This window comes from Mesorhizobium sp. WSM4308 (assembly GCF_002294905.1).
Taxonomy (GTDB): domain Bacteria; phylum Pseudomonadota; class Alphaproteobacteria; order Rhizobiales; family Rhizobiaceae; genus Mesorhizobium.
On sequence record NZ_NSFW01000027.1, the window covers coordinates 1 to 17,497 of the forward strand.

Annotated in this window: 15 protein-coding genes and 1 pseudogene; 3 read left to right on the top strand and 13 right to left on the bottom strand. The window is 63.9% G+C overall.

Features of this window, described 5'->3' with window-relative positions:
• Positions 1-1,034 precede the first annotated feature (1,034 nt).
• From CK227_RS33790 to CK227_RS33805, 4 genes and pseudogenes are all read right to left on the bottom strand, one after another.
• Positions 1,035-1,697, bottom strand: coding sequence for an SMC-Scp complex subunit ScpB (locus CK227_RS33790; RefSeq protein WP_063169436.1), 663 nt, complete (start codon positions 1,695-1,697; stop codon positions 1,035-1,037).
• Positions 1,698-1,699: 2 nt separating this feature from the next.
• Positions 1,700-2,656: a DUF1403 family protein gene (locus CK227_RS33795; RefSeq protein WP_063169437.1), complete on the bottom strand. Its 957-nt coding sequence runs from the start codon at positions 2,654-2,656 to the stop codon at positions 1,700-1,702.
• 725 nt (positions 2,657-3,381) lie between these two features.
• A pseudogene (locus CK227_RS33800) lies at positions 3,382-3,676 on the bottom strand (type II toxin-antitoxin system RelE/ParE family toxin).
• A 2-nt stretch (positions 3,677-3,678) separates the two neighbouring features.
• The gene (locus CK227_RS33805) at positions 3,679-3,930 is read right to left on the bottom strand and encodes a type II toxin-antitoxin system ParD family antitoxin (protein ID WP_095775864.1); all 252 of its coding nucleotides are present in this window, start codon (positions 3,928-3,930) and stop codon (positions 3,679-3,681) included.
• Positions 3,931-4,182: 252 nt separating this feature from the next.
• On the opposite strand from CK227_RS33805, the gene CK227_RS33810 reads away from it, so the two are divergent.
• Positions 4,183-4,953, top strand: coding sequence for an SDR family oxidoreductase (locus tag CK227_RS33810; RefSeq protein WP_095775865.1), 771 nt, complete (start codon positions 4,183-4,185; stop codon positions 4,951-4,953).
• A 29-nt stretch (positions 4,954-4,982) separates the two neighbouring features.
• Here CK227_RS33810 and recQ read toward each other — a convergent pair whose 3' ends face one another.
• Positions 4,983-6,821, bottom strand: coding sequence for a DNA helicase RecQ (recQ, locus tag CK227_RS33815; protein WP_095775814.1), 1,839 nt, complete (start codon positions 6,819-6,821; stop codon positions 4,983-4,985).
• 253 nt (positions 6,822-7,074) lie between these two features.
• Here recQ and CK227_RS33820 point away from each other — a divergent pair, with 253 nt between their 5' ends.
• Positions 7,075-8,496, top strand: coding sequence for a coniferyl aldehyde dehydrogenase (locus CK227_RS33820; RefSeq protein ID WP_095775815.1), 1,422 nt, complete (start codon positions 7,075-7,077; stop codon positions 8,494-8,496).
• A gap of 233 nt (positions 8,497-8,729) precedes the next feature.
• Here the strand turns inward: CK227_RS33820 and CK227_RS33825 are convergent, their stop codons facing one another.
• From CK227_RS33825 to uxaC, 8 genes are read right to left on the bottom strand one after another with little or no spacing between them, the layout of a single operon-like run.
• Positions 8,730-9,089: a cupin domain-containing protein gene (locus CK227_RS33825; RefSeq protein ID WP_095775816.1), complete on the bottom strand. Its 360-nt coding sequence runs from the start codon at positions 9,087-9,089 to the stop codon at positions 8,730-8,732.
• A 9-nt stretch (positions 9,090-9,098) separates the two neighbouring features.
• On the bottom strand, positions 9,099-9,863 hold the full coding sequence (gene kduD / locus CK227_RS33830) for a 2-dehydro-3-deoxy-D-gluconate 5-dehydrogenase KduD (protein WP_095775817.1): 765 nt from the start codon (positions 9,861-9,863) through the stop codon (positions 9,099-9,101).
• Complete coding sequence (kduI, locus tag CK227_RS33835) at positions 9,860-10,711, bottom strand: 5-dehydro-4-deoxy-D-glucuronate isomerase (RefSeq protein WP_095775818.1); 852 nt, start codon at positions 10,709-10,711, stop codon at positions 9,860-9,862. The genes kduD and kduI overlap by 4 nt, the downstream gene beginning before the upstream one ends.
• Before the next feature lie 22 nt (positions 10,712-10,733).
• The gene (locus tag CK227_RS33840; protein ID WP_095775819.1) at positions 10,734-11,507 is read right to left on the bottom strand and encodes a FadR/GntR family transcriptional regulator; all 774 of its coding nucleotides are present in this window, start codon (positions 11,505-11,507) and stop codon (positions 10,734-10,736) included.
• An 11-nt stretch (positions 11,508-11,518) separates the two neighbouring features.
• On the bottom strand, positions 11,519-12,799 hold the full coding sequence (locus CK227_RS33845) for a TRAP transporter large permease (RefSeq protein WP_095775820.1): 1,281 nt from the start codon (positions 12,797-12,799) through the stop codon (positions 11,519-11,521).
• Positions 12,800-12,802: 3 nt separating this feature from the next.
• Positions 12,803-13,390, bottom strand: coding sequence for a TRAP transporter small permease (locus CK227_RS33850; protein ID WP_179296570.1), 588 nt, complete (start codon positions 13,388-13,390; stop codon positions 12,803-12,805).
• Positions 13,387-14,364: a TRAP transporter substrate-binding protein gene (locus CK227_RS33855; protein ID WP_095775821.1), complete on the bottom strand. Its 978-nt coding sequence runs from the start codon at positions 14,362-14,364 to the stop codon at positions 13,387-13,389. Before CK227_RS33855 ends, CK227_RS33850 begins: the two co-directional genes overlap by 4 nt.
• A 34-nt stretch (positions 14,365-14,398) precedes the next feature.
• Positions 14,399-15,805 (bottom strand): glucuronate isomerase, encoded by a 1,407-nt coding sequence (uxaC, locus tag CK227_RS33860; protein WP_095775822.1) that lies wholly within the window; start codon positions 15,803-15,805, stop codon positions 14,399-14,401.
• Positions 15,806-15,984: 179 nt separating this feature from the next.
• On the opposite strand from uxaC, the gene CK227_RS33865 reads away from it, so the two are divergent.
• Entirely contained in the window at positions 15,985-17,487 is a 1,503-nt protein-coding gene (locus tag CK227_RS33865) for a mannitol dehydrogenase family protein (RefSeq protein WP_095775823.1), read from the top strand.
• Positions 17,488-17,497 lie beyond the last annotated feature (10 nt).

Here is a 17,497-nt window from a genome sequence, read left to right on the forward strand (position 1 = left end):
ACGCAGCGGTGTGAGACGGGCATTCTTGTGGATGTTCATTCGGACCCTCCGATGGATGCTGAAGCGTGGTAACTCCAGTCTCCTCGGTCCGGTCCGAATGGACAACCTCTCGAAAGCTCACACCTAGAACTCCTCTTGAAAGCGTATCTAGCTTCAAAGGGCGTGTCGAAACGCGGTCTCCGGCTCGGCTTCGGTCACAAGATCGAGGACATTTACGAAGCCGCAGTGGCCCTAGGAATGCCGCCGATTGGGAACGTGAAGATGATTGCCAACAACCTTGACCTGATGAATTCTCAGCAAGATTTTAGGTACCCGTCGGGGTACAAGCTGAATGTCCCGCCGCCGAGCTTCTGCCGAGAAACGTATAACGCTCTCCACACAGCGATCGAGCCGAGGATCCCCACCGAGGTACTGAAAGCCAACCTCAAATTTCATTGGGATTTTCGGGGGAAGACTGTCATTTGGAAGGACGAATAGCCCGAGGATGATCTTCCCCATCTACGTTGGCGTTCTTATGGCGCTGCTGTCAGCATCCGCCATTGGCGGTGGCGGCAAGGCGATCTTGTTGGGATGGCCGCCTCGCTGACAATGGCCGGGATGGGCACTCGCCGGCTGGCTAGGTTCTTAGCAGGCCATAGCCGGCTGTCTGGTGGAGATCGTCTTTCAGGGCTTTGATCGTCTGTGAAAGGTCGCGAACCTTGTCCATCAGCGTCTGAATGGTCGCCCCGATGGGCTGGATCTTAACGCCTCAATCGTCGCGAGAAGCTCAAGGTAGACGTGGTTCAATTGAACTTTCTCCCTTCGAGAGCTCTCAATGGTGATCGACATGTGCGACCAGGCTCGATCAATTGCCTGTTCGCTTATCCTTCATCGACAAGCGGACGCGTGCCGCCACCTCCCTTCCGTCACGCGAAGGACCCAGCCGGCGAGACCAGACGGCGTGCGTGGCGCAATCTTCTATGTGACGAGCGGCGAGATCGCGTGTGTCCCGCCGTGATGGGATCATCTATTCGTCGAGCGCGGCGCTGGCGCCATCATCGTCGATATCTGCAAACCCTGGGATGATCCAGCAGCTTCTCCTTCGACAGCAGCCCGGCGTCCTCGAGCGCCTCGAAATCCGGCAGCTGGCGCAGCGTGTCGAGCCCGAACTGCGACAGAAAAGTTTTGGTCGTCACATAGGTGTAGGGCGCGCCCGGCTGCGGGCTGCGCGGCCCCGAGGCGACCAGCTGCTCAGCGCGCAGCACGCCGATCAGGTCACGTGACACCTCCTTGCCGAAAAAGCTCGACAGCTCGCCACGGGTGATCGGCTGGAAATAGGCAATGCACATCAAGACAAGCGCCTCCGCCTGCGACAGTTCTTTTGCTCCCTCGCCCGCTGCCGTGCCGAAGGCTGCGTGAATGGCGTCGCCAAAAACCTTTTTGGTCCGGTGCTGCCAGCCGCCGGCGACCGCGACCAGCTCGTAAGGGCGGCCGGCGAGTTCGGCGCGAATGTCGTCGATGATCAGCTCGATATTGCAGTTTTTTCCCACCACCCGCGCGAGGACACTACGTGTCACCGGTTCATTTGCCGCAAAGATCACCGCTTCGACGCGGGCCATCCATTCGCACCAGCGCAGCTCCGGCGGCAGATGTTCCAGTTCGGTGTCGAGCAGCGCCGGCTGATCGTTTGGCTTGCGGCGGGCGGACGCTTCGCTCATCGCTACAGCCCGAACAGCCGGAATGTGGGGCGGCCGGAGAGCTCGCGCACGACCTCCAGTTGCTGCAGCCGTTCGAACAGCCGTCGCGATGCAAAGCGCGACAGATTGTCCGTCGTCAGCGATCCGGACACGGCGTCTTCACTGAGCAGCAGAAAGATTACGTCGCCGGCGCCTTTGGCGCGCAGTTTCGGCGCCACCGCCAGGAGTTTTTCGGCCCGGCGCGACAGCTCGGCGGCCAACCGACAAGCGTCCGCGGCGGCCGCGACGAGCGCGATGCAAACCGCCCGCTCAAAATTCTTGTCCCCGGGCCGGATGCGCCGGCCACCGCCGGCCTCGGTGCGGAAAGATGGTCCAAAACCCTGCGCCATTAGGAGCGGCAGGGGCTGCGGCCAGCCCAGGCGTTGCGCCAGTACCAGGTCGGCGAGCCACCAGCCAAAGACTTCGGCATCGGGACGCATGGCGACGACCTCAGCGGCGATCGCCGCGGCGTCGAATGGCGCCGACCGCTGGGATACCCCGAGTTTTTCGATCTGCGTGCAAAGGTCGGCGAGCGCGGCGCCGTCCCAATGGAGGCCAAGCTGGTCGAGTATCTTCCCGAGCCGGCCGGGCGTAGCGGCGGGCGGCTGCCTGGCCAACTGCCGCCAGGCGCCAAAGACGGCGCCTGCGGGACCGGGGTCAGCACGTAGGGGACGCAAATGCCAGGCATCGCGCAAGGCGGCCGCATCCTCGGCGCGGCCGGCGAGCCGCATGCTGGAGGCGGCGCAGCGAACCGCCAGCCGCTGCCGCCAAGCGCCGGCCCAGGCTGCCTGCGCGCGGGCGAGCGTGTCGAGGGCACCCAGGGCGGCGCCGGCCCGGAAGGCGGCGTCGCCGTCACTCGGCGCGCCGGCGCTTGTGATCGCCCACGCGGGAACGGAGGGCGGCGCAGAGGAGCTGGCGGTCGCGGGATCGAGGCGAATCATAATTTGGAGAGTAAAGTGCCGGTGCGCTTTTCGCCATGATTTTCGTGCCAAAACGCACAGCCTGTCGGATCAGCACAACGACTGATAGTGTTGCATTATCAATCTCTTCACGAGTTCGTCCCTGCTAAGCCATTTGGCCAACAAGTAAGTCTCGACAGGGCACCTTTTTGCGCAGCCGGACGAAACTCCGTTCGGAAATGTGCCGGCTCGCGGCGTAGGAGCCTGCTCAGGTTCAGATGTCATGAAGGCATCTAACGCCCGATCTGCCGCGCAACTTCGGTCCCATATTCATTGCCGACGGGGTATCTGAGGGCGACGTTTTTTGCGGGTTTTTCCTGGTCGGCTTTGGAGGTGATGCTGGCGCCGATTGTCACAGGCTACTTCACTATCTGTTCCTTGACCGATGAGATCTTTTGCGCTGCGGCGCTCCCGTCTTTGCTGTGGGTCACCTTCTGACCCAAGCCCCAACGTACACACGCGGGAGTGTCCTACAAGCCATCGGTTTCGACAGATCGGATGGATTGGGCAGGCGAGCCCAAAAGCTGCGAGCTTAGAGCGGTTATAAATCGTAGTTGTAGCTGTGTAACAAACTGTGTAACAAAAAGCGCGAAAAGACTAGTATTTTCAGTATCATAGAGGTGAAAGGGAATCCCTCCCTCTCCGCCACCCTATTTCATAAATTGCCCGACACCCCGAAAGATGTCGCAGCCTGGGCTTGGTCCGGCCTAAGGGACATCGCCTGACCAATCCTCGTGTCCGTGACGTATCCGGACAATGAGAAATATGGCCGTCTGCTTCGATCCTGTAGACGACAAGGTGGGCCTTGAACGGGTGGATGCGCATCGGCGGGGATATCTCATGGCGCTCCCGGGCCATGCGGGGATTGGCAGCGATCAGGTCAAGGATCGCAAACATCTGCTCATGATACAGTCCGGCCTGCTCTGCGCCGAACAGACGCATACCCTCTTCAGCGATAGCGATAATATCTTCTTCCGCCGCTACAGAGAGGCGAAATCCCATGGTCAATTGCCGCGCGGCGCATTGGCCCGCGTCAGCGCCTCGGCGAAAAGCGCGTCCTTGGAACGAGTGCCGATGCCGCTTTTCAGACCGTCATCGACGAAGCGCTGCATGGCCGCGATCTTGTCATTGCGCTCCTGATCCCGGCGGATCAGATCCCGCACATAGTCGCTCGCATTGGCATAGCGGCCTGTCTTGGTTTGCGCCTCGACCCAGTCTTTCATGGGATCGGGCAAGGACACGTTCATTGTCGCCATAGCCATCTCCGATGACCTACGGTATGGCATACTTTGGCAAAGTTTGTCAAATTAGCTGCGCGAATTTCGCCGCCAGTGCGCGCAATTTCGGCGCGGCGTTCCGTCGGCTCGGATAGTACAAACAGACACGCTCCCGAGACGAAACGAAATGAAGTTCATTTGACCGGCTTCGATTGAACGGTAGGCTGGCAACAAGCCGCCGATTGCCGCATGGGATCGGTTTCCGTCCCATGCGTGCAGAGGCCGCCGGTTGTGAGCATTTTCGATCGATTTTCCCTGAAGGGGCGCGTGGCCCTGATCACCGGCGGCGGACGCGGCCTCGGTTTCGAGATTGCGCGTGCCTTTGTCGAAGCCGGAGCCCATGTCGTGATGACTGGACGCACCGCAGCGACGCTCGATAGCGCCGTCGCCGCCATCACCGCAAATGGCGGCAGTGCGCAAGCGGCGGTCTTCGACGTCGCCGACATCGGGGCGGGCCGCGCGATGATTGCCGAGATCAGCAAGACCCGAGGCCGGCTCGACGTCCTCGTCAACAATGTCGGCGCTCGCGACAGGCGGCCGCTCGCCGCCTTCAACGACGACGACATTCTCGATCTGATCAGGACGGATCTGTTGTCGGCGATCTCGCTGTCACGCGATGCGGCGGAGATCATGAAGGCCCAGGGTCATGGCCGGCTGATCGCGGTGACCTCGATCGTCGGTGAGATGGCGCGACCCGGCGATGCCATCTATCCCGCCGCCAAGCAGGGACTGACCGGCTTGATGCGCAGCATTGCCGTCGAATATGGCGCCCACGGCGTGACCAGCAACGCCATCGCGCCGGGAATGTTTGCCACCGAGACCAATGCCGCGATGGCGGCAAACCCCGATCTGGTCGCCTTCGCCCGCCAGCGGGTTCCGCTGCAGCGCTGGGGGCGGCCGCAGGAAATCGCCGGCGCCGCGCTTTTCCTCGCCAGCGACGCGGCGTCTTTCGTCAACGGGCACGTCCTGACCGTCGATGGCGGCATGTCGATACAGATGTGAGGATTGCCTGCAGGATGTGGTGAGGGTTTTCAGTCCGATCCTTCGGACCGGTGTCCGGCAATCGCCTTGACAAAAATCTCCCCGAACGCCTTGAGCTTCGCCCCTCCCACGCCATGGACCTCGGCGAGGGCGTCGAGGTCGCGCGGGCGGCGTTCGGCCATGTCGATCAGCGTGCGGTCGGAAAACACCACATAGGCCGGCACCTGGCGCTCCTTGGCCAGGCGCAGCCGCAGGGATTTGAGCGTGGCCAGCAGCGAGGCATCGACGCCATCGGCGTTGGCGCCCGAACCCTCCGCCCGCATCTTGCGCAAGGCGCGGCTGCGCATCTCGACACGGTAATGGAACGGCATCTCGCCGCGGCCGAGCGCATGGCCTTTCTCGGCGATGGCGAGGCCGCCATGGCCGCTCGGATCCGGCTCGAGGAAACCGCCGGCGACGAGCTGCCGGATCAGCGATAGCCAAAGATCCTTCTTGTGCGCCGCGCCGCTGCCGAAGCTGGCGAGCTTCTGGTGACCGCGGGCCAGGATCTTCTCGGTCTCGTGGCCGAGCAGGATATCGATGACATGGGCGGCGCCGAAGCGCTCGCCGCTCTGCGCGACCGCGGCCAGGATGATGCGCGCTTCCGCGCCGCCATCGGCGCGCGGCACCTGGTCCAGGCAGTTGTCGCAATTGCCGCAAGGCTCGGCTTCTTCTCCGAAATAGCCGAGCAGCACCTGGCGACGGCACTGCGCCGTCTCGCAATAGCCGATCAGCGTGTCGAGCCGGCGATGCGCGCGCTTCTTGTGCTCGACCGCAGCATCCTCATCGTCGATGAACAGCCGGCGCATGCGGATGTCGCCAAGGCCGTACAGCATATGCGCCTCGGCCTTGCGCCCGTCACGGCCGGCACGGCCGATCTCCTGATAATAGGCCTCCAGGCTGCCCGGCATGTCGGTATGGAAGACATAGGCGACATCGGGCTTGTCGATGCCCATGCCGAAGGCGATGGTCGCCACCATGACGACGCCCGACAGCGTCATGAAGGCGTTTTGATTGGCCTCGCGCGCCTCCTTGCTCATGCCGGCGTGATAGGCGAGCGCGGTGACGCCGTTCTTTTCCAGGAAGGCCGCCATCTCCTCCGTCTTCTTGCGCGACAGGCAGTAGACGATGCCGCTCTTGCCCGGGTGACGCTCGATGAAACGCAGCAATTGCCGCTTGCTGTCCTGCTTGGATTCGATGGCGAGCTTGATGTTGGGCCGGTCGAACCCCAGCACCAGGGTTTCGACCCGCTCGGCGAACAGCCGTGCCTCGATATCGCTGCGCGTGCTCTCATCCGCCGTCGCCGTCACCGCGATGATCGGCACGTTGGGGAAGATGTGGCGCAGGCGCGACAGATCCTCATACTCAGGCCGGAACGCCGGCCCCCATTGCGAGATGCAATGTGCCTCGTCGATGGCGATCAGGCTGATTTCGAGCCTGGAAAGCGCCTCGAGCATCCGCTCGGTCATCAGCCGTTCCGGCGCCAGGTAGAGCAGCCGCGTCTGGCCTGATGCCACGCGGCGCCAGGCGGCGACATTGGCTTCCCGGTCGAGCGAGGAATTGATCGTATCGGCGCCGACGCCGGCCAGCCGCAAGGCCGCGACCTGATCCTGCATCAGCGCCACCAGCGGCGACACGACCAGGGCGAGCCCGCCCATGACCAGCGCCGGCACCTGGTAGCAAAGCGATTTGCCCGCACCCGTTGGCATGACGGCCAGCACATGGCGCCCGCCGAGCAGCGCGTCCATGACATCGGCCTGGCCGGGGCGGAAATCGTCGAAGCCGAACACGTCCTTCAGGACGCGCCGCTTGGGATCCTCCGCCCGGACACTCGCTGCCTGTGCCGACATCAGTCGGACACCGGACGGGAAACGATTTTTCGGGGATGGGAGAGGATGTGGGAATCGATCAAGATGCTCTCCGCGTGAACCTTTGGAGTAGCGCAGCTATCCTCGGAACACAACCGGAACGGTCATCCATGTTGACGGCAGACTGATTGGCCGTGGCCCGCGAAGGCACAGCTTCCCCAGGGACACCGCACCCCCGCTGGATTCCTTCACGCAACAGGATGTAAGCTTGGTCCGACGAGCCAGGGAGGGCGCGATGCTGCAGACCAGACAGGGCGTCCTTGGCGAACGGTTTAAGCTGCAGCGCGCCGCCTTCGAGAAGCAGCCCTTTCCGGACCTGAGCGTTCGCAAGGGCCGGCTGAAGCGCCTGCTGGCGCTGACCGAACGGCATGAGGCGGAGATCTGCGCCGCGATCGACGCGGACTTTGGCGGCCGCTCGGCGCATGAGACGCGCCTGGCCGAACTGTTTGTCGTGCGCGCCGGCATCCGCCACACGCTGTCTCATCTGAGCGGCTGGATGCGGGAACGTCGTGTCGCCACCACCTTGCCGTTCCTGCCGGGCCGCAATCGCCTCGTGCCACAGCCGCTCGGCGTCGTTGGCATCGTGTCGCCCTGGAACTACCCGTTCCAGCTTGCCGTCGCGCCGGTCACGGCAGCGCTCGCCGCCGGCAACCGCGTGCTGGTAAAGCCGTCCGAACTGACGCCGGCCTTCTCGGCGCTGCTCGCCAGGCTGGCCGGCGAGCACTTCGCCCCGGACGAGTTGAGCGTCATCCCCGGCGATGCCGAGATGGGCAAGGCCTTCGTGTCGATGCCGTTCGATCATCTGCTGTTCACCGGCTCGACCGCGGTCGGCCGCCAGGTCGCGATCGCCGCGGCCGCCAACCTCACTCCGGTCACGCTCGAACTCGGCGGCAAGTCGCCGGCGATCTTCGATCCCTCCTGCGATCTCGATGCGGCAACGGCCAGCATCGCCTATGGCAAGCTGCTCAATGCCGGGCAGACCTGCATCGCACCGGACTATCTGCTGGTGCCCAAGGGGCAGGCCGGCACGGTCGCCGCCAACCTCGCTGCCGCGGTGGCGCGGCTCTACCCGACGCTGCTCGACAACCCCGACTACACCGCCATCATCAGCGACCGGCATTTTCAGCGCCTGCGCGCCATGATCGCGGAAGCCCGCGATGCCGGTGCCGATGTCGTCGAAATCAATCCGGCCGGCGAGGACTTCGGCGCCGCGAGCCGCAAACTTTTGCCGACCCTGGTCAGCAATGCCGGCCCGGATTTGCGGCTGATGCGCGAGGAGATTTTCGGCCCGGTGCTGCCGATCGTCGAATATGCCACCGTCGACGAGGCGATCAGCCATGTGAACCAGGCCGACCGGCCGCTCGCGCTCTACTGGTTCGGCAACGACAGCACCAACCGCCGGCGTATCTTGCGCGAGACCGTCGCCGGCGGCGTCACCGTCAACGACTGCATGCTGCATCTGGTGCAGGAGAACCAGCCTTTCGGCGGCGTCGGCGCCAGCGGCATGGGCGCCTATCACGGCGAATGGGGGTTCCGCACCTTCAGCAAGGAGAAGCCGGTTTTCCTGCAGTCGCGCCTGAGCGCCGGCGCCCTGCTGCGCCCGCCCTACGGCAAGACGTTCGAGCGGATTTTCAGCCTGCTCCGGCACATCACCTGACCGAAGGCAGCCGTCGGTTGTACGGCGCATTAAGCTTATCTTCACCACGATGCGGCAGGCTTCACATCCTGCGGTCATGTCTTGAGTACCGCGGCGCCACAGGCGCCCAGGCAACTACCCGCGCCTCTCTTGGGGCGCGGGTCATGTGCCCGCACTCGATCTCCCAGATTTGGCTGGGCAAGTCCTCGGCTAAAGCATGATGCCGAAAACTGTGAAGCGGTTTTTGGACGACATCATGCTCTATCGCTTTGATTTAGAGCAAGAAAATCGGCACGGTGCGGCGTAAAGCTGTCGACCAGCCGTCCCGCTTCCAGCGCCTTGACGCCATGCACCAGACCGGACGGCACGATGAAGCTGCCGCCGGCCTCGAGAATTTCCGTCCGCCCGTCGATGGTCACCTCGAAACGGCCCTCGGCGACATAGCTTGACTGGACATGCGGGTGCGAATGCAAGGCGCCGACGCCACCCTTGTCGAAGCCGAATTCAACCAGCATCAGCTCATCGGTGGAGAGGAGAACGCGCCGCCTGTTGCCGTCTGCCGTCGGCGTCCAGGCGCCCTCGCCGGCATGCGCGAAGATCTTGGTCTTGGTCATGTTCTCTCCTCATCGCGCCAGCCAGCCGCCATCCACAGGCACCGCCGCGCCATGCATATAGTCGGAAGCCCGTGCCAGCAGGAAGACGGCGGCATCGCCAATGTCCGACGGCTCGCCCCACCGCCCCGCCGGAATGCGCCCGAGAATGGCGGCACTGCGCTCGGGATCGGCCCGCAGCGCCTGCGTGTTGTTTGTCTCGACATAGCCCGGCGCGATCGCATTGACATTGATGCCCTTGGCCGCCCATTCGCAGGCGAGCAGGCGGGTGATGCCGAGCACGCCGTGTTTTGAGGCGGTGTAGGAGGCAACGCGGATGCCGCCCTGGAAACTCAGCACCGAGGCGATGTTGACGATCTTGCCCCGGCGACCATCGGCAAGCGCGCGCCTGGCGAAGGACTGGCAAAGCAGAAACACCGTCTTCAAATTGACGTCCATGACGTCGTCCCAGTCGGTCTCGGTCAGATCGACGGCATCGGCGCGCCGGATGATGCCGGCATTGTTGACCAGCCCGTCGAGCGGCCCGCTTTCGTCCCAGACCCGATCCAGCATCGGTCCGGCGGCCGCCGCGTCGGCAAGGTCGGCGCGCACCGTCTCCAACTGCCCGCCCACGGCGGCGACCTTGCTCGCCGTATCGTCCATCGACGAGCGGCCGACGCAGATTGCCACGCCGCCGGCCCGCGCGATCGAGAGTGCGATACCTTGGCCGATGCCGGTGTTGGCGCCGGTGACGAGAATACGCTTGCCGGCAAGGCTGAAGGCGGAGAGATCGCTCACCGCAGCTCTTCCATCGTCACGGGCTCGATGTCGGTATAGTCGACATTGTCACCGGCCATGGCCCAGATGAAGGCATAGTTGGAGGTGCCCGCGCCCGAATGGATCGACCAGCCCGGCGACAGCACCGCTTCCTCGTTGCGCATGACGATATGGCGCGTTTCGTCCGGCTCGCCCATGAAATGGAAGACGCGTGCCGCCTCGGCCAGGTCGAAGTAAAGATAGGCCTCCATGCGGCGGTCGTGCACATGGCACGGCATGGTGTTCCAGATGGAGCCGGGCGCCAGCTGCGTCATGCCGACGACAAGCTGGCAGGTCTGTGCCCCTTCGGCATGGATGAACTGGAAGATCGAGCGCTCGTTGCAGGCATCCTTGCTGCCGAGGTCGAGGCGCCTGGCATCACTGACGCGGATCAGCCGGTTGGGATGTGCCTGGTGCGCTGGCGCGCTGAGCAGGTAGAACTTGGCCGGCGCGGCCTTGTCATCCGAGGCGAACGCCACATCATTGGTGCCCATGCTGAGATAGAGCATGTCGCGCGCCTGCAATTCGAAGGACTGGCCGCCTGCTTCGATCGTGCCGGCGCCGCCGATGTTGACGGCGATCAGTTCGCGGCGATCGAGAAAACCTTTGGTCCCGGTCGGTTTGATCGCTTCCAGCCGCAACGCTGTCGCCACCGGCATGGCGCCACCGACGACCATGCGGTCATAATGAGTGTAGGTCAGGTTGACGCGGCCTGGCTGGAACAGGTCCCCGATGTGGAAATTGTGCCGCAGTTCGTCCGTTCCCATGGCCGCGGCGGCAACCGGATCAATGGCGAAGCGCGATGTATAGTCGGTATGGTTCTGGCTCATTTCCGTCCTGACTTCCGATGGATCATTCGCCGGCGGCCGCCTTGACCGAACTGGCGTAATAAGCCTGTCGCGCGTGCAGACGCTCTCGGTAGCGTTGCTGGCTGGCGCCCAGATGGGCGCGCATCGCCTCGCGCGCGGCTTCGGCATCGCCCGATGTAATCGCATCGAGAATCACCAGATGCTCGCGCTGCAGCCCGCGCTGATAACTGTCGGACTGCACCAGTTCGGTGGACCAGGGTGAGGTTACGTCGCACGGAATGGCGCGGCGGCCGAGCACGCCGAGCATCTCGACGTAGAACGGATTGTTGGTGGCGCTGGCGATGGCGCGGTGGAAGGCAAGATCGGCCGGACCGGTCGGCTCGCTGGCGAGCAGCAGCCGCTCGAATTCAAAGAAGGCTTCCTGGATCGCCGCCTCCTGAGCGGCGTTGCGGCGGATGGCGGCGAGCCCGGCCGATTCGATCTCGATCGCCAGGCGCACTTCGAGCACGTTGAGGGCGATCGAATCCTTGCTGCCCATGTCGGCGGCAAGCGCACCGAACATCGTCGAGATGTGCTCGGTGACGAAGACGCCGGCGCCCTGGCGCGGCTCGACCAGGCCGTCGGCGGCAAGCTTGGCCAAGGCCTCGCGGATGACGGTGCGGCTGACGCCGAAGGTTCCGGTCAGTTGGCCTTCGGTGGGCAGTTTGTGGCCGGCCAGGATCTCGCCCGCCTGAAGCTGCCTGCGGATCGCCGCCACGACGGTCTCCGACAGCTTGGGTTTTCTCTCGACCCTGAGGTCGCGCGCGGTATCGGACACGTGGCGATCTCCTAGTGGAACAGGCTCGGCAGCCACAATGAAATTTCCGGCACGTAGGTGACAAGCATCAGCACGACGAAGGCCGCTCCATAGAATGGCCAGATCGAGCGCATCGCTGTCCAGATCGGGATACGGCCGATGGCGCAGCTGACGAACAGAACCGCGCCGACCGGCGGCGTGCAAAGGCCGATGCCGAGATTGAGGATGAGGATCACGCCGAAATGGACGGGATCGACGCCATAGGCCATGACGACCGGCAGGAAGATCGGGGTCGTGATGATGATGAGCGGCGACATGTCCATGAAGGTGCCGAGGATCAAAAGCACGACATTGATCAGCAGGAGAATGACCAGCTTGTCGCTGGACACCGATTGCAGGAAGGCGACGAGCGCGGCCGGCACGCGAAGATAGGCGAGCAACCAGCCGAAGGCAGCCGCACAGCCGATGATCATCAGCACCATGGCGGTGGTACGCACCGCCGCCGTCGTGGCCGCGACGAAATCGCCCCAACTCATCGAGCGGTAGACGATCAACGTCACCAGGAAAGCATAGACGATGGCGATGCACGAGCTTTCGGTCGCGGTGAAGACGCCGGACCTGACGCCGCCGAAGATTATGCCTATCAGGATGAGGCCGGGAATGGCGGCGACAAGCAACTGCAACGCCCGGCCGAAGCCGGCGAAGGGTTCCGTCGGATACCCTCGGCGGGTTGCGACCCAATACGCCGTTACCATCAGCGACAGCGCCAGCAGCAGACCCGGCAGGACGCCAGCCGTGAAAAGGTCCGCGATCGAGATGCGGCCGCCAGCAGAGATGGAATAGATGATCATATTGTGCGAGGGCGGAATCAAAAGGGCGATGATTGCGCCGACCGAGGTGATGTTGACGGCGTAGTCGATGCCGTAGCCGCGCGCCTTCATCTGCGGGATCATCAGCCCGCCGACCGCCGAAGCATCCGCGACCGCCGAGCCGGAAATGCCGCCAAACATCGTCGAGGCCGCTATGTTGACCTGCCCGAGGCCGCCGCGCAGATGGCCGACCAGCGATCCCGCCAGCGCCACCAGCCTCGCGGCGATGCCACCGCGCACCATCAGGTCGCCCGCGAAGATGAAGAACGGGATGGCCATGAGCGAAAAGACGCTGACGCCGGAATTGAGCCGCTGGAACACCACGACGGGCGGCAGGCCGAGCGTCAGGATCGTCGCGAAGCTGGCGACGCCGAGACAGAACGCGATCGGCGTGCCGATGACCAGCAGGAACACGAATGCACCGAAGAGGACGGCCAGCGCCATTGTTCAAAGCTCCTCGCCGGTTGCATAGATATCCGCGTCGACGGGCAGGCCGGCAAAACGCCCGGCCAGCCGCTCCAGTGAAAACAGGCAGACCAACGCACCACCCAAAATGACCGGCAGGAAGCTGACGCCGCCGGGCAGCGCAAGCGAAGGCATCACCGTGTTCCATGTCAGCTTGGCCAGTTGGACCCCGTAGACGATCATGCCGGCACCGAAAGCGAACACGACGATGTCCGAAATGCTGCGCAGCACCGCCTTGGCCGAGGTGGGCAGGACATAAAGCAGCACATCGAAGCCGAGATGCGTGCGTTCACGCACCCCGACGGCCGCACCCAGGAAGATGAACCAGCCCATCAGGAGCACGGAAAAGGATTCCGTCCAACTCGGCGAGCGGTTCAGCATATAGCGCGAGAAAACCTGCCAGAAGATGATGATCGTCATCAGCGTCAATCCGGCGCCGCTGACCCACAGGGCCAGCCGGGCGAGCCCGGAGAGCACGCGCTCCACACCGCGCCAGAATCCCTTGGCCGCGTTGATCGAAGGCAGCGCGGTGGTTTCCGCGCTGCTCGGCCCATTGCCCGTCCCGCTCATTTCTCGGCCTGTATGCGCGCGGCCAGGTCCTTCAGCTCGGGCGTCGACAGATACTTGTCGTAGACCGGCTTCATCGCATCGATCAGCGGCTGCTTGTCGATTTCGCTGACCTTGACGCCGGCGGCCTCGACGATGCCGCGCGACTTCTTCTCCTGTGCGTCCCACAGTTCGCGCATCTTGACGACGCTGTCCTTGGCCGCTTGCCGCACGATCCCCTGGTCTTCCGGCGAGAGCTTCTCCCAGCTTGCCTTCGACATGACGAGCACTTCCGGCACGATCTGGTGCTGGTCCATCGTATAGTGCTTCGCGACTTCGTAGTGTTTGGCGGATTCGAAGCTCGGCCAATTGTTCTCGGCACCGTCGATGACGCCGGTCTGCAACGCCGAATAGACCTCGCCATAGGCCATCGGCGTGGCATTGGCGCCCAGCGCATTGACCATGTCGACAAACACGTCCGACTGGATGACGCGGAACTTCATGCCTTTCAGGTCGGCGATCGAGGTGATGTCCTTCTTGGTGTTGTAGAAGGAACGCGCCCCGGAATCGTAGAAGGCCAGACCGACGAGATCATGCGTTTCGAACGCCTTCAGGATCTGGTCGCCGATGGGCCCGTCCATGACGTGGCGCATGTGCTCGACCGAACGGAACATGTAGGGCAGTGACGGCACTGCGGTCTCCGGCACGATGCCGTTGAAAGGCCCCATCGAGACGCGGTCGAGGTCGATGACCCCGGCCTGCGTCTGCTCGATCGTGTCCTTCTCCTCGCCAAGTTGCGCCGAATGATAGACCTCGACCGAATAGCGGCCATTGGTGCGCTGCTTGATCAGGTCGCCCATGTATTTGACCGCCTCGACCGTCGGATAGCCGTCCGGATGCGTATCCGACGATCGCAATACGGTCCCGGCGTTGGCAATGCCGACCAGCAGCGAGCCGAAGGCGAATGTGGCTGCCATCAGTTTCGAAAAATGCGCCATGACTTTCCTCCCTTTGAAAACCGAAACGCCCGGCTCACAGCCGGTACGCTTTCTTCGCGAGCGTGTAGGCAAGGTCGCGGGCCAATTCATGCGCCTCGCCCTCGCGCAATCGATGTTCGGCGACGAGCCGCGCCAGGAATGCGCAATCGACACGCCGCGCCACGTCGTGGCGCGCCGGTATCGAGGGAAAGGCGCGGGTGTCGTCGTTGAAGCCGACGGTGTTGTAGAAGCCTGCCGTCTCGGTCGTCATCTCGCGGAAGCGGCGCATGCCTTCCGGGCTGTCGTGGAACCACCACGCCGGCCCGAGCTTCAGCGCCGGGTAGACGCCGGCCAGCGGCGCCAGTTCGCGCGCATAGCTGGTCTCGTCGAGCGTGAAGAGGATGACGGTCAGGTCGCGCTCCAGCCCGACGCAATCGAGCAACGGCTTCAGCGCCGTCACATAATCGGTCCGGGTCGGGATATCGAAGCCCTTGTCGCGGCCGAATCTCTGGAAAATGGAAGGCGAATGATTGCGCCAGGAGCCGGGATGGATCTGCAGCACCAGCCCGTCATCCCGGCTCATCTTGGCCATCTCGGTCAGCATCTGGGCGCGGAACAGTTTGCGCTCGCGCTCATCCTGCGAGCCGCGGCGGATGCGGTCGAACAGCTCCTGCGCCGCCGCATCGGAAAGATTGGCGGTCTCGGCCGTCGGGTGGCCATGATCCGACGAGGTCGCACCGAAGCTCTTGAAGAAGGCGCGCCGCTGGCGATGCGCCTCAAGATAGCCGGCCCAGCTCCCCGTATCGCAGCCTGTGATTTCGCCGAGCCGGTCGAGATTGGCCGAAAACCCTTCGAAGTCGGGATCGACGACGGCATCCGGCCGATAGGCGGTGATAACGCGGCCTTCCCAGCCGCTGTCGCGGATCATCTGGTGCCATCTGAGATCGTCGAGCGCGCCTTCGGTGGTCGAGATGACCTCGATGTTGAAGCGCTCGAACAGCGCACGCGGGCGGAAATTCTCCCACTGCAGCACCGTCGCGATCGTGTCGTAATGGCGGTCGGCCGTCGTTGCATCCAGCGGCTCTTCGATACTGAACAGATCGGCGAGCACATGGTCGAACCACAGCCGGGTCGGCGTGCCACGGAAGAGATAATAGTGTTCGGCGAAGCGTCGCCAGATCGTCCTGCCGTCGGTCTCCACCGGCGCGCCTTCGAGGGTCGGCACGCCGAGATCCTCGAGCCGAACGCCCTGACTGAACAGCATACGGAAGATGTAGTGGTCCGGGACGATAAGCAATTGCGCAGGGTCCGGGAATGGCTCGTTGAGCGCGTACCAGCGCGGATCGGTGTGGCCGTGCGGGCTGACGAGCGGCAGGTCTTTGATCCCGGCATAGAGATCGCGGGCGATCGAGCGCGGATGCCCCTCGGCGGGAAACAGCAAATCCGCATCGGTCAGCGCCACGGCGATCCTCCCAGGGCGCTATCGGTAGGGTCGGCTACAAATTATGTCAACATACAAAAATTAGACTGTTGTATGATGACTTTTGAGCAAAGCTGAGCATTGTGGGCAAAGGCCGGCGATGTTACGTCGGTTGCCGATCCGCCCAGCAAGATCACCAGTCAGACGAGCGCCGCGAACCGATGACAGACCGCCGCCTTTCCAACCGCACGGCGCATGCGTTGCCGGTGGGGGTCGTCGCACCTCGATATGACCGCGGCACGGTTGCGCCGGGCATCGTGCATCTCGGCGTCGGTGCCTTCCATCGCGCCCATCAGGCCGCCTATGTCGACGAGTGCCTGGCGGCGGGCGAAACGGACTGGGGCATCGTCGGCGTCTCCTTGCGCAGCCCCGACACGCGCGATGCGCTGTCGCCGCAGGACGGGCTCTACACGCTGGCGATCCGCAGCAGTGGCGAGGAGGAGCTGCGCGTCATCGGCTCTATCCAGTCGATGCTGGTGGCGCGGGAAGACCCGGGCGCGGTGCTGGCCGCGCTGACCGATCCGCGCACCCGCATCGTCACGCTGACCATCACCGAAAAGGCCTATCTCAGGGCCGCGGGCGGCGGATTGGACGTCGCCCATCCCGACATCATCCACGATGTAGCCAATCCGCGGGTGCCGAAGACGGCACATGGTTTCCTCGCCGAGGCGGTTGCCCGGAGACTGGCCGCCGGCACCGCGCCCTTCACCGTGCTGTGCTGCGACAACCTGCCGGCCAACGGCGCCACGCTGCATCGGCTGCTGACCGAATTCGCCGAGCTGCGCGATGCCAGGTTTGGCACGGCAGGCGACACCAGGATCGCCGACCATATCGCGAATGAAGTCGCCTTTCCGTCGAGCATGGTCGATCGCATCGTGCCGGCAACCACCGACGCCGACCGGGCACGCATAGCTGGCGAACTCGGTGTCGACGATGCCTGGCCCGTGATGACCGAGCCCTTCCGCCAATGGGTGGTCGAGGACAATTTTCCGGCCGGCAGGCCGGACTGGGAAAAGTTCGGCGTCACCATGGTCGGCGATGTCGGCCCCTTCGAGGACATGAAGCTCAGGCTGCTCAACGGCGCGCATTCGGGCATCGCCTATCTCGGCCTGCTCAGCGGCCACGCCACTGTCGACCGCGCTTTCGCCGATCCGGCGATCCGGAAGTTCGTCGACGGGCTATGGGCCGAGGCCATCCCGACATTGCCGGAAGATGCCGGGCTCGACACGGCGACCTACACGGCCGAGCTTGCCGAGCGTTTTTCTAACACCGCGCTCGCCCACCGCACGGCGCAGATCGCCAATGATGGCAGCCAGAAGCTGCCGCAGCGCATCATCGCCTCCGCCATCGAGTGCCTCGAAGCCGGTACTGAGTTCGTGCATCTCACGCTGGTGGTGGCGGCCTGGATCGCCGCCTGCGCCGCACGCGGAAAAACCTTGCCCGAAAACCATTTCACCGACCCGCTCGATGCGGCGTTGACGGCGCTTTTGGACCAGCAATTGCCGGCGAACGAAACCGTGACGGTGGTGTTCGACTTGGCCGGCTTCGCCGGGGATCACGCCGAGCGCCAGACGCTGATTGAACTCGTGGCCGTCCATCTCGTTCACCTGCGACGGGACGGTCCGACACTGGCCTTCGCCGCGTTGGGAATAGGAACTGAATAGTCAAGGCGGG

What these genes read in the sequence shown, in the direction of transcription:
- CK227_RS33790 (WP_063169436.1), bottom strand. Translation starts at nt 1,697, where the DNA reads ATGAGCGAAGCGTCCGCCCGCCGCAAGCCAAACGATCAGCCGGCGCTG.
- CK227_RS33795 (WP_063169437.1), bottom strand. Translation starts at nt 2,656, where the DNA reads ATGATTCGCCTCGATCCCGCGACCGCCAGCTCCTCTGCGCCGCCCTCC.
- CK227_RS33805 (WP_095775864.1), bottom strand. Translation starts at nt 3,930, where the DNA reads ATGGCGACAATGAACGTGTCCTTGCCCGATCCCATGAAAGACTGGGTC.
- recQ (WP_095775814.1), bottom strand. Translation starts at nt 6,821, where the DNA reads ATGTCGGCACAGGCAGCGAGTGTCCGGGCGGAGGATCCCAAGCGGCGC.
- CK227_RS33820 (WP_095775815.1), top strand. Translation starts at nt 7,075, where the DNA reads ATGCTGCAGACCAGACAGGGCGTCCTTGGCGAACGGTTTAAGCTGCAG.
- CK227_RS33825 (WP_095775816.1), bottom strand. Translation starts at nt 9,089, where the DNA reads ATGACCAAGACCAAGATCTTCGCGCATGCCGGCGAGGGCGCCTGGACG.
- kduI (WP_095775818.1), bottom strand. Translation starts at nt 10,711, where the DNA reads ATGAGCCAGAACCATACCGACTATACATCGCGCTTCGCCATTGATCCG.
- CK227_RS33845 (WP_095775820.1), bottom strand. Translation starts at nt 12,799, where the DNA reads ATGGCGCTGGCCGTCCTCTTCGGTGCATTCGTGTTCCTGCTGGTCATC.
- CK227_RS33850 (WP_179296570.1), bottom strand. Translation starts at nt 13,390, where the DNA reads ATGAGCGGGACGGGCAATGGGCCGAGCAGCGCGGAAACCACCGCGCTG.
- CK227_RS33855 (WP_095775821.1), bottom strand. Translation starts at nt 14,364, where the DNA reads ATGGCGCATTTTTCGAAACTGATGGCAGCCACATTCGCCTTCGGCTCG.
- CK227_RS33865 (WP_095775823.1), top strand. Translation starts at nt 15,985, where the DNA reads ATGACAGACCGCCGCCTTTCCAACCGCACGGCGCATGCGTTGCCGGTG.